This is a genomic window from Micromonospora sp. NPDC049044 (assembly GCF_040649215.1).
Lineage (GTDB): Bacteria > Actinomycetota > Actinomycetes > Mycobacteriales > Micromonosporaceae > Micromonospora.
This window is the reverse complement of sequence record NZ_JBEZFA010000009.1, coordinates 77221-90795: the sequence shown is the minus strand read 5'-3', so window position 1 is coordinate 90795 and position 13575 is coordinate 77221. Positions and strand designations below refer to the sequence as shown.

The following is a 13575-nucleotide window of genomic DNA, read 5'->3' as shown; positions in this document are numbered from 1 at the left end:
TTATCGCCGGTCGCGGTGGGTGCGGTGTCCGGCCAGGGTGGCGCGGATCGGGGCGGTTTTCGCTGCGGCTTCGGCGACCTCGGCGGCGGGGTCGCTGTCCCAGGTGATGCCGCCGCCGGCCCAGGTGTGCAGCAGGTCGGTGTCCGCGGCGGCGGTGCGGATGGTCAGGCCGAGGTCGACGCGGCCGGGGGTGACCCAGCCGAGTGCGCCCATGCTGGCGCCGCGGCCGACGGGTTCGAGGGTGGTGATCTGGGTGAGGGCGGCGTGTTTGGGTGCGCCGGTGACGGAGCCGCCGGGGCAGGTGGCGCGCAGCAGGTCGGCGAGGCCGAGTCCGTCGGCGGCGGTGGCGCGCACTGTCGACTCGGCCTGCCACAGGTCGCACCAGCGGCGGACGGTGAACAGGTCGTCGACGGTGACGCTGCCGGTGCGGGCGATGCGGGCGAGGTCGTTGCGTTCCAGGTCGACGATCATGATGTGTTCGGCGCGTTCCTTGGCGCTGGTGAGCAGTTCGGCGCGGCCGGCGGCGGTGGCGGGGCGGGTGCCTTTGATGGGTCGGGTGATGAGGTGCCCGTCGGTGACCTCGATGAGGGTTTCCGGGGAGGCGCAGCCGATGGCCCAGCCGTCGCCGGTGAGGACGCCGCCGTAGCGGGCGCCGGGGAGCGCGCTGAGGCGGCTCAGGGCGGGCCGGGGGTCGCCGGTGTATGGGGCGGCGGCGTGTCCGACGAGGTTGGTCTGGTAGACGTCGCCGCGGCCGATGGCGGCGCGGACTTCGGCGACGGCGTCGGCGTGTTGGCGGGGGGTCCAGCTTTCGGTCCAGGGGCCGAGCCACCAGGGGGTGGGTGGGCCGGCGGGTGGGGTGTTTCGGGTGGGGCCGTGGTGGTAGACGACGACGGTGAGGTCGGGCAGGGTGGGCGCGGGTTCGGCGGTGGTGGTGGGTGCGCCGGCCAGGTGCGCGCCGGCGGCTGCGGACAGGTAGAGCGCGGCGCCGCAGGCCCCGGTGTCGGGGTGGGTGGGGGTGGGTCGGGTCAGGTCGTGCAGTGGCAGGCCGTGTGCGGCGAGGAACTCCTCGGCGAGGGCGGCGGGGTCGCCGCCGTCGCGGCGGTGCCATTGCAGGCGGGCGCGTTCGGTGAGGGTGTCTCGGCAGGCGGCCGGTGCCGCGGGCGCATCGACAAATGTCGCCGGGTCGCTATCCGCGACGCACACCTGTGGGAGCGTTTCCACGCCGTATGGTCCGACCTTCCTCATCCGTTCAGTGGATTTCCCGTACGCCGGGCCGGCTCCTGGTCGATGCTGGACACTTTCGCTTGGTACTGTGCGTCACTGGTCATGTGAACCATGACACAGTGCCCCCACAGTCCGGAGACCCTGATGTGCCAGCACCAACCGACCTGCCCCTCCGCTGAAGCCACCGACCGGGAAGCCGCGCGCGTCCTCGCCTGCTTCCGTGAGCAGGGCTGGAGCCTGCTCTGCAACGGTGTGATCGTCTTCGAGGACACCGGCGAGTTGCTTCCCGACGGCAGCAGCATCGCACCGCACCGCGGCCCCGCCCGCCACGCCCTCGTGGCCTGATCGACCACCCAGCGTCACCGAATAGCCGCCATCGGCCAGGGTAGTCCCCCGGTCGGGGACGTCCTCGTCCAGGCTGCAGCGGCTGCCGGGGCGGCCCGTACCGCCCGCCCCGGCTCGCCCGTCGTCAGTCTTCGAACGCCTCCGGCGACGGGCACGAGCAGACCAGGTTCCGGTCGCCGTACGCGCCGTCGATACGCCGCACCGGCGGCCAGTACTTCCCGGCCCGGTCCACCCCGGCCGGGTACGCGCCCACCGACCGCGGGTACGGGTGCGGCCACTCGTCGCCGCTGACCATCGCCGCGGTGTGCGGGGCGTTCGCCAGGGGGTTGTCCCCTGCCGGCCACTGCCCCGAGGCGACCTGCTCGATCTCCGCGCGGATCGCGATCATCGCGTCGCAGAACCGGTCCAGCTCGGCCAGGTCCTCGCTCTCGGTCGGCTCCACCATCAGCGTCCCGGCGACGGGGAACGACATCGTCGGCGCGTGGAAGCCGTAGTCGATAAGCCGCTTCGCCACGTCGTCGACGCTCACCCCTGTCGCCTTCGTCAACGGCCGCAGGTCGAGGATGCACTCGTGCGCCACCAGGCCCTTGTTGCCGGCGTACAGCACCGGGAAGTGCCCCCGCAGGCGCGCCGCGACGTAGTTCGCCGCGAGGACCGCGACGCCGGTCGCCCGGGTCAGCCCCTCGGCGCCCATCATCCGCAGGTACGCCCACGGGATCGGCAGGATGCCCGCCGACCCGTACTTGGCCGCCGAGATCGCCGGGGTCGCGTCGACGTGCGCGCCGAGCGGGTCACCGGGCAGGAACGGCGCCAGGTGCGCGCGGACCGCGACCGGGCCCACACCGGGGCCACCGCCGCCGTGCGGGATGCAGAACGTCTTGTGCAGGTTCAGGTGCGACACGTCCGCGCCGAACTTGCCGGGCTTGGCGAACCCGACCAGGGCGTTGAGGTTCGCCCCGTCGACGTACACCTGACCGCCGGCGTCGTGGACCTTCGCGCACAGCGACGCGATGCCGGTCTCGTACACGCCGTGTGTCGACGGGTACGTGACCATGATCGCGGCGAGCGCGTCCCGGTGCTTGTCGATCTTCGCGTCCAGGTCGACGAGGTCGACGTTGCCGTCGTCGTCGCAGGCCACCACGACGACCCGCATGCCGGCCATCACCGCCGACGCCGCGTTGGTGCCGTGCGCCGACGACGGGATCAGGCACACGTCGCGGTGCGTCTCACCCCGCGACGCGTGGTACGAGCGGATCGCCAGCAACCCGGCCAACTCCCCCTGCGACCCGGCGTTGGGTTGCACGCTCACCGCGTCGTAGCCGGTCACCTCGGCCAGCCACGACTCCAACTGCCCGATCATCTCCCGGTACCCGACGGTCTGGTCGTCCGGCGCGAACGGGTGGATGTTGGCGAACTCCGCCCAGCTGACCGGCTCCATCTCGGTGGTCGCGTTCAGCTTCATCGTGCACGACCCGAGCGGGATCATGCCCCGGTCCAGGGCGTAGTCGAAGTCCGACAGCCGCCGCAGGTAGCGCAGCATCGCCGTCTCCGAGTGGTGGCTGCGGAACACCGGGTGGGTGAGGAAGTCGCTGTGACGGGCCAGGTCGACCGGCAGTGCCGCGTCGGCGTCGCCGTCGAACGCGGGCACCCCGAACGCCGCCCACACCCGCGCCAGGTGCGCGTCGGTGGTCGTCTCGTCGCAGGACACACCGACCCGGTCGGCGTCGACAAGTCGCAGGTTCACCCCGTCGGCGGCGGCCGCCACGACGACCTGCGCGGCCCGGCCAGGCACGCTCGCGGTCAGGGTGTCGAAGAACGCGACGTCCGCGACGTCCACGCCGCCGGCGCGCAACCCGGCCGCGAGCCGCGCCGCCATGGCATGGGTACGCGCCGCGATGTCCCGCAGCCCGTCCGGCCCGTGGTACACGGCGTACATGCCGGCCATCACCGCGAGCAGCACCTGCGCGGTGCAGATGTTGCTTGTCGCCTTCTCCCGCCGGATGTGCTGCTCGCGGGTCTGCAACGCCAACCGGTAGGCGGGGTTGCCGTCGGCGTCGCGCGACACCCCGACGAGGCGACCGGGCAGCATTCGCTCCAGGCCCGCGCGCACCGCCAGGTAACCGGCGTGCGGACCACCGAAGCCCATGGGTACGCCGAAGCGCTGGGTGGTGCCGGCGGCGATGTCCGCGCCGATCTCCCCCGGCGCCCGCAGCAGCGTCAACGCCAACAGGTCCGCCGCGACAGTGACGAGCGCCCCGACGGTGTGCGCGGCCTCGACGAGGCCCGTGTGGTCACGGACCGCGCCGGACGCCCCCGGGTACTGCAGGTGCAGGCCGAAGAACTCCGCCGGCAACTCGTCGCGCTCGACGTCGACGACCCGCACGTCGATACCGAGCGGCACCGCCCGGCTGGTGATCACGGCGATGGTCTGCGGCAGGGCGTCGGCGTCGACCACGTACACCCGGCTCTTGCTCCTGGACGCGCGCCGCGCGAGGGTCATCGCCTCGGCCGCGGCGGTGCCCTCGTCGAGCATCGAGGCGTTCGCGGTGGCCAGGCCGGTCAGGTCGGTGACCATGGTCTGGAAGTTCAGCAACGCCTCCAGGCGGCCCTGGCTGATCTCCGGCTGGTACGGCGTGTACGCCGTGTACCAGGCCGGGTCCTCCAGGACGTTACGGCGGATCACCGCCGGGGTGTGCGTGCCGTGATACCCCAACCCGATCATGGAGACGGCGACGGTGTTGCGGGCCGCCAGGGCCCGCAACTCGGCGATCGCCTCGGCCTCGGTGGCCGCCTCCGGCAGGTCGAGGGTGCCGTGCCAGCGGATCACCTCGGGGATCGCGGCGTCCATCAGCTCGTCGATCGAGCCGTGCCCGACGACCTCCAACATCCGACGCTCATCGTCGGGGCCGGGACCGATGTGACGGGTGGCGAACTGCTCTACGGTCATGGGGGCACTCCCGGGGCGAGGTCGACGTGTCGGCCTCCCCCTCTGTCGCACCCCCACCGGGGGATGCTTCACAGTGCCTGCCCACGAGGTCCTTTTGCCTGAGAGGTTCCGGGGAGGATTTGCCCCTTCGGCGCCGCCCTGCCGTGCCGGCGGGCGGTCTCTCCCACGTGGGTGTTACCGGCATGGTCAACGCTACCAGCGCCGGTGTTTCCCGCAGATGTCCTACCCCGGGCCCGTGACCGCCGCGCTGCGTGCCGGCGCCGTCACACGCGCAGCGCCGTCGCCGCGTGACCGGCGACCCGCGCGGCCAGCTCGGGCAACAACGCGCCCAGCGGAGCGTCGACGCAGACGGTGGCGTAGCCGTCACCTCGGGTCAACCCCTGGTTGACAATGGCGACCGGAATGCCCAGTTTCGCGGCCCGAATCACGAAACGGCGCCCGGACATCACCGTCAACGACGACCCGAGCACCAGCAACGACCGGGCCTGCTGCACGGCCGCGAAGCAGCGCTGCACCCGTTGCGGCGGCACCGTCTCCCCGAAGAACACCACGTCCGGTTTCAGCATCCCGGTGCCGCAGATCGCACAATCCACAGTCCGGAACGCCGCCACCTGCTCGTCGGGGAGATCGACATCACCGTCCGGGTTCACCGCGGCGACCTGCGCCACGAAGTCCGGGTTGGCCTCGCGTAGTCGCCGGTCCAACTCCTCCCGGGAGGTCAGGTTGCCGCAGTCCAGGCAGGTCACCTCGTCGAGGCGACCATGCAACTCGATCACCGACGTGCTGCCGGCCGCACCGTGCAGACCGTCGACGTTCTGGGTGATCACCGTGTCGACCAGACCGGCGTGCTGCAACTCCGCCACCGCCCGGTGCCCGGCGTTCGGCGCCGCCCCCGCGATCAACCGCCACCCCAGGTGACTACGCGCCCAGTAGCGCCGCCGCGCGAAGGGATCCCGGGTGAACGCCTGGAACGTCATCGGGGTGTGCCGCCGCGCCACCCCGCTGGGCCCCCGGTAATCCGGGATGCCCGACTCGGTGGACAGGCCGGCACCGCTGAGCACCACCACCCCACCCCCGGCCAGCAGTGCGGTCAACGCGTCGAGGCTCTCCGTCACCCATCCATGCTGCCTCAACCCACCCGCCGACGCCGAACCCCCGGCCACCCGCAGCTCTTCGCGCCCGCCGGTCGGGGGTTCGGCGTCGGGTCGGGGTGTCACGCGCTGCCCGCCGACGGCCGCTGCGCGTCACGCCCTGCGCGCCGACGGCCTCGGGTGTCGCGCGTTACGCGCCGACGGTGTCGGCGACGACGCAGGCGATGTTGTCCGGCGCTCCCGCGGCCTCCGCCAGACCGATCAACGCCCGCACCGCCTGCCCGGGATCGGTTGCCGCGCCCAGCGTCGACCGCACATCGGCACTGTCGACGACGGCGGACAGTCCGTCGGAGCACAGCAGGTACCGATCACCGGGCCGGGCGGTACGCAGCGCGAGATCGGCCTCGACCGGCTGGCCGCCACCGAGAGCGCGTACCAGCACAGCGCGCTGCGGATGCGCGGCGGCCTCGTCCCGGTCGAGCCGGCCCTGCTCCACCTGGGCCTGCACCCAGGTGTGATCCTGGGTGAGCAGCGACAACTCGCCACCGCGCAGCAGATACGCCCGGGTGTCACCGACATGCACCACGGCCAGGTGGGAACCACTGAACAGCAACGCGGTCAGCGTGGTGACCGGCTGGTCCTCATCGGTCTCCAACCCCCGCACCGCACGCTCGGCGTCGGCGACCGCACCGGCGAGCATCGTCAGCAACTCAGCGGCCGGGACGTCGACCAGTTCCAACGGCCGCAGCGCCTCGATCACGGCAGCGCTGGCGGCAGCGCCGCCGGGGCCGCGCATACCGTCCGCGACCGCCAACAGCCGCCCGCTGGCGTACGCGGCATCCTCGTTGCTGTCGCGCACGGACCCGGTCTCACAACCAACGGCGTAGCGGACGGTGAGTGTGGGTTTCGCCTCAGACATGGTGATGCCCCCTTCCGACAGGTGGTCCACGAGGAGGGTGGCGAGCCGCGCCCGAGCCGCGGTGTCGGCGGTGACCTGCTGCCAGTACGCGGCGATCGCCTCCGCCGCCTCCGCCGGCTCCAAGCCACAGACGACGCGGATCGTCGCCAGCGGCATGCCGATGCGCCGCAGGTGGGCGACCAGCCGCGCCAACGGCAACTGGTCAGGGTCGTAGAGCCGGTAACCGGACTCGGGATCGACCGCCGCCGGCAGCAGGAGCCCCACCTGGTCGTACAGCCGCAGCGCCTTCGGCGTCAGCCTCGCCGCCTGCGCGAACGCCCCGATGGTCAGCAACTCCACGTCGACATCCTCCTCGCGCCGGTCACCGTGACCGGCACACACCAGGCTGGGCCTTCCCCGAAGGTCAAGGTCAAGCCCGCTGCTGTCCCCGCCACCACCCGCACCGCCGGTAGGTTGGGCCCATGCGTGTCGTCATCGCCGGAGGCCACGGCAAGATCGCCCTACTGCTGCAACGCCACCTCGCCGGACGCGGTGACACCGCCGTCGGGCTGATCCGCAACCCCGCGCAGGCCGCCGCGCTACGCGCCGCCGGCGCCACCCCCGTCGTCTGCGACCTGGAACACGCCGACGCCACGGCGCTCGCCGCGCACCTCACCGACGCCGACGCCGTGGTCTTCGCCGCGGGTGCCGGCCCCGGCAGCGGCACCGCCCGCAAGGACACGGTCGACCGGGGCGCCGCCGCCCTGCTCGCCGACGCCGCCACCCTCGCCGGTGTCCACCGCTACCTGCTGGTCTCCTCGATGGGCGTGGACGCCCCACCCTCCGCCGGCACCGACGACGTGTGGGCGGCGTACCTGCGGGCGAAGAAGGCCGCCGAGGACGACCTGCGCGGCCGCGACCTGGCCTGGACGGTGCTACGCCCCGGGCGGCTCACCGACGATGCGCCAACCGGCCGGGTCACCCTCACCCGCCACGCCGACCGGGGCGCGATCAGCCGCGCCGACGTCGCCCACGTCCTCGTCGCCCTACTCGACGAACCCGGCACCGCCGGCGCGACCCTGGAACTCGTCGGCGGGCCCACCCCGATCGACGACGCCGTCCACGCCGTCACGACCTGACCCGCCCCCCCACTGGCTGCCCATCCGCGCCCCCCTGCGCACGACCATCGGCAAGAGCAACGCGGCGACCAGGTGAGCCTCCACCTCGAACAACACCTCAGCTGAACACCCCGGACGGGGAACCCGCCCCACCCGGGTGGCTCACCGCTGCTGGTGGCGCGACAACGCCGGCTGACCCACCACACCGCCGACGAACGGCGCCCCCGGCGTCTCCGCCGCGATCCGATCCATCGTCCGGGCCAACTGCTCGCTGCCATCATCGAGATGCCGCGCCGCCGCCTGCATGTGCGACACCATCATCTCCCCGAAGATCCGCAACGCCTCCCGGGTGGCGACCGTGTCGTCGAAGCTCGACCCCGCCGCGCTGCGGTACTCCGCCACGGCCCGCTCCGCCTCCTGCTTCGCCTCCGCCTCCGCCGCCCGCAGGTAACTCTCGTACTGCACCCGGGCGTACTCGGCGACCCGCCGCGCGTAGTCATGCGCCTGCGCGATGATCTGCTCCGCCTCCCGCTGCGCCGCGGACAGCAGATTCACCTCCCGCGCCGCCGGAGCCTTACCCGCCGCCCCCGTGCTCGGGATCACCCCGTGCCGGTGCAGCTCCACCCGGTCGGTCAGCCGCTCGTTCTCCGCCCGCAACGTCGCGAGTTGCGTCGCCAACACATCCAACTCGTCAGCGATCTGCATCCGGAACCGGTCCACGTCGGCGTTGTCGTAGCCGCGCCGCGCGAACGACGCCGCCCCGAACTGCCACCGCCGAACCCGGTCCGCGGTCATCCGCACCTGCACCGCGCCGGACGCCTGCATCCCGTCGTACCGGCTGATCGGGGTCGCGCTCACCTGTGCCCACCTCCCGAAACGTCACCGACAGGCGACTGCTGCACCGCCATCCGCCACGCCGGGCCATACCACTGCTCACCCAGACCCTCGTGGTGCACCTGACCCGCGTGGAAACCCGCCTGCAGCAACGCCCGCACCGCGTACGACACCATCTCGTCCGACCCACACACGAACACGTGCCGGGACCGCCAGTCACCGTCGGCCAACGCCCGATCCACAGCGTGCGCGAACTCCCCCGGCCGGTTCACATCGGCACCCACCACATAGGTCACCGTCAACCACGGATACGACGACGCCAACTTGTCGATCGCATCGCTGTCGTACAGCTCACTACGGGAACGGGCCCCCACGTACAGATCCACCCGCCGGCGGGACCCCTCCGCCGCCACCTGCTCCACAAGCGCCTTCACCGGCGCCCAACCGGTCCCCGCGACAAGCAGCAACAGATCACTGGAACCCGCCGACCACAACCCCAGCCGCTCCCCGACCGGCGCCGCCAGGTGGATCCGATCCCCCACCGCCGACCCGTAGACCAGCCGCGACGACACCGCACCACCCGGCGCCGCCCGCACATGAAACTCAAGCGTGCCGTCCGCACGCGGCGCGTTCGCCGGCGAGTAGTACCGCCACGAACGCACCGACGGATGCGACACCCCGATCGACTGACCCGCGGTGAACGGCAACAGATACTGCGGGCGCACCGTCAACACCGCCACGTCGAACGCCCGCCGCTCGTGCGCCACGATCTCCGCCACCCACCACGGCGGGTTCACCGCCTCGGCGGCCTGCGCGGCCTCGGTCATCACCTGCGCCACCAACCCGTACGCGGCCGCCCAGTCCGCGGCCAACTCGTCGGTCCACCGCGCGGCGAGGAAATGCTGCAACGTCGCCAACAGCGCCTCACCGACGGCCGGGTAGTGCTCCGCGCGTACCGCGAACTTGCGGTGGTCCGCACCGAGATCCTGCAGAAAACCCACAAGCCGGTCCACCTGGTCCACGTTGGACACGATGTGCCCCAACGCGGTCACCAGACGGTCCCGCTGCCCGGCCATGTTCGTCGGGAACATCTGCCGCGTCTCAGGATGAGCGAGGAACAACGACGAGTAGAAATAGAGCGGCACCTGATCACCGTGCTCGGCGACCACCGACCAGCTCTGCTTGAGTTGGGCCGCGTCCACGCTCAGGCGCCCGACCGGTCTCCGGAGGCCACCACCTGGTCCTGCACCTGACCCAACACCGTGCGCACATCGGCCAGGATGTCCGCCGGCACACCCAGCTCGGTGAGCGTCGCCAGGAGGTGCTCGCCCACCTTCGCGTAGTGCTCCACCGGAATGTCCAACGGCTGATGCGCCTCGGCCAACCCACGACCGGTGTACTCGTTCGGACCACCAAGCACGGTGGCCAACATCAACGTCAGGTGCCGCCGCTGACCGACCATCTCCACCTCGGCGAAATAGCCCGCCAAGGCCGGGTCGGCCAACACCTTGTCGTAGAACAGCTCCACAGCCGCCTTGACCGAGCTGGCACCACCAATGCGGTCGTAGTGCGACTTCGGGGCAGCCTCTTCGGTAACCGTCACGGTCGTTCCTCCGGGGGAAGGGTCGATAACCGTGACGGACCATAGCGTGTCAATCGGCGGCGGTCATTGCCTCCCGATTGCCTTCCCGACAATGACTCGGAACGCAGCGTCACCACTACCCACGGGTAGATCCACAATCGGCAACGGGAACGACACCCAGTGTGTCCACAGTGGAGCCAACCCATCCACCGACGTCACTCAACGTCACGAATTGTTGCCAAAAAATCAACCGAAAAACCCGGAACGCGCCGCGCTCAGCCGGCCCGCCGCCGCGCCCGCCGCGCCGCCAACTCGTCACCCACCGGATCCGACCCCGACGCCACCGCCGGCTCCGCCGGAGCGCTCATCGCCGGCTCCGCCGGCAGATGCGACAACGACCCCTGGATCTCCTTGAACGCCCCACCGATCGCGATCCCGAAGACACCCTGACCACCCTGCAACAGGTCGACCACCTCCTCCGGGGAACGGCACTCATACACCGTCGTCCCATCAGAGATCAACGTGATCCCGGCCAGATCCTCCACACCACGCGACCGCAGCGCCTCGATCGCCTTACGGATGTTCTGCAGGGACACCCCCGCATCCAACAACCGCTTCACGACCTTCAACACCACCAGATCCCGGAACGAATACAACCGCTGCGTCCCCGAACCAGAGGCGTCCCGCACACTCGGCACCACAAGCGCCGTCCGCGCCCAGTAATCCAACTGCCGGTAACTGATGCCCACCGCGTGGCAGGCCGTCACACCCCGGTAGCCGACCGAACCGTCACCCTCAATCGCCACTCCTGGCGACGAGGCACCCGACTCGTCGAACTCCCCACCTGGCTCGGGATCCCGCGGCTCGTGCATCCGGACAACCTCCCCCGTCAGTGCGGCAACACGCCGTTTCCTCCGACGCGCACCCCTCGACACGGCAACCCTATAGCCACCTTCAGGGGTTACCACGGAGGAACCGACACGACACGCCGCGCAGCCACCGAGAAAGATCATCAACCGGACCGGGAATCACCCACCCCGACACCCGGGAGCACAGCCCACGGCCACCTCAGCCCGCGAAATCCTCCGGACGCACCTGATCCAGGAACTCCCGGAACTTCTCCACCTCGTCCTCCTGCTCATCAGGAATGACGATCCCCGCCTCACTGAGGACCTGCTCAGCACAACGAATCGGCGCACCGACACGCAACGCCAACGCGATCGAATCGCTCGGACGCGCCGACACCCGCACCCCATCACCGATCAACAGATCCGCGTAGAACACGTTCTCCTTGAGCTCGGTGATCTCCACCGCCTGCAAGGGCGCCTTCAACGCCGCCAACACATCCCGCAGAAGATCATGCGTCAACGGCCGGGCCGGCTTGACCCCCTGCTGCTCATAAGCGATAGCCGTGGCCTCGACCGCGCCGATCCAGATCGGCAGATAGCGGTCCCCCTCGACCTCCCTGAGCAGGACGATCGGCTGGTTGCTAGGCAACTCCACCCGAACTCCGACCACGCTCAGCTCGCGCACCGCCGCCTCCGTGTCGTTGTCACCTACGCCGCACCGCGCCCTTCCCTGCACGGTACACGGACCGCGACACGGTCGTCCCGTGCGCTACCGCACCACGCCCGCGCCAGAAAGGGGTTACCCCGGCAAGCCTACGGCACGCTTCCCGGAAGAGATCTTTCCGCTCAGCCACCACCCGCCGGGCACCCTCACCGACCCAACGTCGAACGCAGACCCACCCGCACCAACGCCGCGTGCAACTGCTCCGACAACGCCACCAACTCACGCGCCGTCTCCGCCGCCCGAGCCCGCGCCCCCGGATCACTCTGCCGCGCCAACGGCGCCACCAACTGGGCGAACAAACCAACCTCGCGATCCGCCGCCGTCCGGTAACCCCGCAGATGCCGCGGCTCCAACCCGTACGACGCCAACCCCGCCACCGCCGAAGCGATGATCAACGCATCCGCGTCATACCACCCCGGCGGATCCGACACCAGCACACCGAGCCGCTCCAACTCCACAAGCGTCGACTCGTCGATCCCACTGCGCGCCACCAGATCCGCCCGGCCGAGCCGCACCTGCGACGACTCGGCCGGCTCCACCGACTCACGACCCGGCACCGCACCATCGGGACCAACCGCCACCAACGCCGGCCGCGACCGCCCCGGCTGCTCACCAGACGAATCCCACTGGGCCAACTGCTCACGGATCACCCGCAACGGCAGGTACTTGTCCCGCTGCGCGGTCAACACGAACCGCAACCGCGCCACATCGTCCCAGCTGTACTTCCGGTAACCCGCCGCCGTCCGCTGCGGCTCGACCAGGCCCTCAGCCTCAAGAAACCGCAGCTTCGAAATCGTGGTGTCCGGAAAATCCACCCGCAACTGCCCAAGCACCTCACCGATGCTCATCAGCGGCTCAGACCGAGCCGCTCCGGGTGACGTGGAGGCCGCAGGCTCGTTCACCCCCGGCCGGCCTCCTCCTCCGGGCGCGGACCGGCGATGAACACCACCCGGAACTTACCGATCTGAACCTCGTCACCATTGCTCAACGTGGCCGCCTCAACCCGCTCACGATTGACGTACGTGCCATTCAGGCTACCCACGTCCCGCACCGTGAACGTCCCACCGTCCCGGTGGAACTCCGCGTGCCGACGCGACACCGTCACGTCATCGAGGAAGATGTCACTGTCCGGATGCCGGCCACTCGTCGTCACATCGTGGTCCAACAGGAACCGGGCACCCGCATTCGGGCCTCGACGAACCACCAGCAGCGCCATACCCGGCGGCAACGAGCCGGACATCCGGCTCGGCACCACATCGGTATCCGGCCCTTCCAGCACTTCGTCGAGCGAACCGAGATTGAGCGTCGAAGTGACGTCGAGCGGGGGGAACTCGTCGTCTGGCCGCGTCATGGGACCACCTCACGGATCTGTTCGGTCGGCGTCGGGTAATGGCGGGTCTGGCCGCCGGGCACTTGAACACCCGGCGGCTGGCTCCCCGTGCCCGGGAAGGCAATTCCGCAACGCTCAACTATTTGGGTTCTCGGTCGACTGGGCGAGCCTAGCCAGCGCCGAAATGCAGGGCAACCGGACGCGCGCACACAGCCCACGCACCGGATCACGCACACTCAGCCTTCGGTGATCTTCTGATAAGCGGCCGCCGTCAGCAACCCATCCGTCGCCGTCGGATCGTTCGGCGTGATCTCCACCAACCAACCCGCACCGTACGGATCAGTGTTGATCAGCTCCGGCGTGTCACCCAACGCCTCGTTGGACGCCACCACCGTACCGGCGACCGGCGCGTAGATCTCCGACACACTCTTCGTCGACTCGATCTCGCCCAACGAATCACCAGCCGCGACCACAGCACCCGCCTCGGGCAGCTGCACATACACGATGTCACCCAGCGCGTCCTGCGCGAACTGCGTGATACCGACCCGGATCACACCCGTGCCGTCACCCGCCACCCACTCATGCTCGGCGGTGTATCGCAAATCCTCAGGAATCACCAGACGCGTCCTTCATC

Annotated in this window: 14 protein-coding genes and 1 riboswitch; of the genes, 2 read left to right on the top strand and 12 right to left on the bottom strand. The window is 70.4% G+C overall.

Translation table 11 applies throughout. The features are described from left to right. Positions 1-1245, bottom strand: a complete 1245-nt coding sequence (locus AB0B85_RS09710) for a chorismate-binding protein (protein ID WP_357405444.1) — start codon at positions 1243-1245, stop codon at positions 1-3. A gap of 123 nt (positions 1246-1368) precedes the next feature. On the opposite strand from AB0B85_RS09710, the gene AB0B85_RS09705 reads away from it, so the two are divergent. Further along, positions 1369-1569, top strand: coding sequence for a DUF5999 family protein (locus AB0B85_RS09705; RefSeq protein ID WP_007460326.1), 201 nt, complete (start codon positions 1369-1371; stop codon positions 1567-1569). 124 nt (positions 1570-1693) lie between these two features. On the opposite strand, the gene gcvP is transcribed toward AB0B85_RS09705, so the two are convergent. The 3 genes from gcvP to AB0B85_RS09690 all read right to left on the bottom strand — a co-directional run bounded on the left by gcvP (position 1694) and on the right by AB0B85_RS09690 (position 6865). Next, entirely contained in the window at positions 1694-4516 is a 2823-nt protein-coding gene (gene gcvP, locus AB0B85_RS09700; protein ID WP_357405442.1) for an aminomethyl-transferring glycine dehydrogenase, read from the bottom strand. Positions 4517-4592: 76 nt separating this feature from the next. Further along, positions 4593-4692: riboswitch (glycine riboswitch) on the bottom strand. Positions 4693-4779: 87 nt separating this feature from the next. Then, positions 4780-5631, bottom strand: a complete 852-nt coding sequence (locus AB0B85_RS09695; protein WP_357405440.1) for an NAD-dependent protein deacetylase — start codon at positions 5629-5631, stop codon at positions 4780-4782. A gap of 166 nt (positions 5632-5797) precedes the next feature. Next, positions 5798-6865: a MerR family transcriptional regulator gene (locus AB0B85_RS09690; protein WP_357405438.1), complete on the bottom strand. Its 1068-nt coding sequence runs from the start codon at positions 6863-6865 to the stop codon at positions 5798-5800. 122 nt (positions 6866-6987) lie between these two features. Between AB0B85_RS09690 and AB0B85_RS09685 the strand changes: the two genes are divergently transcribed. Next, complete coding sequence (locus tag AB0B85_RS09685) at positions 6988-7644, top strand: NAD(P)H-binding protein (RefSeq protein WP_357405436.1); 657 nt, start codon at positions 6988-6990, stop codon at positions 7642-7644. Between the two features lie 141 nt (positions 7645-7785). Here the strand turns inward: AB0B85_RS09685 and AB0B85_RS09680 are convergent, their stop codons facing one another. From AB0B85_RS09680 to gcvH, 8 genes are all read right to left on the bottom strand, one after another. Next, the gene (locus tag AB0B85_RS09680) at positions 7786-8481 is read right to left on the bottom strand and encodes a cell division protein DivIVA (protein ID WP_357405434.1); all 696 of its coding nucleotides are present in this window, start codon (positions 8479-8481) and stop codon (positions 7786-7788) included. Then, positions 8478-9659: a globin domain-containing protein gene (locus tag AB0B85_RS09675; RefSeq protein WP_357405432.1), complete on the bottom strand. Its 1182-nt coding sequence runs from the start codon at positions 9657-9659 to the stop codon at positions 8478-8480. The genes AB0B85_RS09680 and AB0B85_RS09675 overlap by 4 nt, the downstream gene beginning before the upstream one ends. A 2-nt stretch (positions 9660-9661) precedes the next feature. Continuing rightward, positions 9662-10060, bottom strand: coding sequence for a group 1 truncated hemoglobin (locus AB0B85_RS09670; RefSeq protein ID WP_357405430.1), 399 nt, complete (start codon positions 10058-10060; stop codon positions 9662-9664). Between the two features lie 254 nt (positions 10061-10314). Then, on the bottom strand, positions 10315-10911 hold the full coding sequence (locus AB0B85_RS09665; RefSeq protein ID WP_357405428.1) for a MerR family transcriptional regulator: 597 nt from the start codon (positions 10909-10911) through the stop codon (positions 10315-10317). A 196-nt stretch (positions 10912-11107) separates the two neighbouring features. Continuing rightward, positions 11108-11572 (bottom strand): bifunctional nuclease family protein, encoded by a 465-nt coding sequence (locus AB0B85_RS09660; RefSeq protein ID WP_030492026.1) that lies wholly within the window; start codon positions 11570-11572, stop codon positions 11108-11110. Between the two features lie 185 nt (positions 11573-11757). After that, positions 11758-12459, bottom strand: coding sequence for a MerR family transcriptional regulator (locus tag AB0B85_RS09655; protein ID WP_357405425.1), 702 nt, complete (start codon positions 12457-12459; stop codon positions 11758-11760). A 50-nt stretch (positions 12460-12509) separates the two neighbouring features. After that, entirely contained in the window at positions 12510-12962 is a 453-nt protein-coding gene (locus AB0B85_RS09650) for an FHA domain-containing protein (RefSeq protein WP_007071101.1), read from the bottom strand. A 215-nt stretch (positions 12963-13177) separates the two neighbouring features. Next, entirely contained in the window at positions 13178-13558 is a 381-nt protein-coding gene (gcvH, locus tag AB0B85_RS09645) for a glycine cleavage system protein GcvH (protein WP_357405423.1), read from the bottom strand. Positions 13559-13575: the final 17 nt, after the last annotated feature.

Excerpts from the sequence above, each read along its gene's own strand:
- AB0B85_RS09710 (WP_357405444.1), bottom strand. The coding sequence starts at position 1,245 with ATGAGGAAGGTCGGACCATACGGCGTGGAAACGCTCCCACAGGTGTGC.
- AB0B85_RS09705 (WP_007460326.1), top strand. The coding sequence starts at position 1,369 with ATGTGCCAGCACCAACCGACCTGCCCCTCCGCTGAAGCCACCGACCGG.
- gcvP (WP_357405442.1), bottom strand. The coding sequence starts at position 4,516 with ATGACCGTAGAGCAGTTCGCCACCCGTCACATCGGTCCCGGCCCCGAC.
- AB0B85_RS09685 (WP_357405436.1), top strand. The coding sequence starts at position 6,988 with ATGCGTGTCGTCATCGCCGGAGGCCACGGCAAGATCGCCCTACTGCTG.
- AB0B85_RS09665 (WP_357405428.1), bottom strand. The coding sequence starts at position 10,911 with ATGCACGAGCCGCGGGATCCCGAGCCAGGTGGGGAGTTCGACGAGTCG.
- AB0B85_RS09655 (WP_357405425.1), bottom strand. The coding sequence starts at position 12,459 with ATGAGCATCGGTGAGGTGCTTGGGCAGTTGCGGGTGGATTTTCCGGAC.
- AB0B85_RS09650 (WP_007071101.1), bottom strand. The coding sequence starts at position 12,962 with ATGACGCGGCCAGACGACGAGTTCCCCCCGCTCGACGTCACTTCGACG.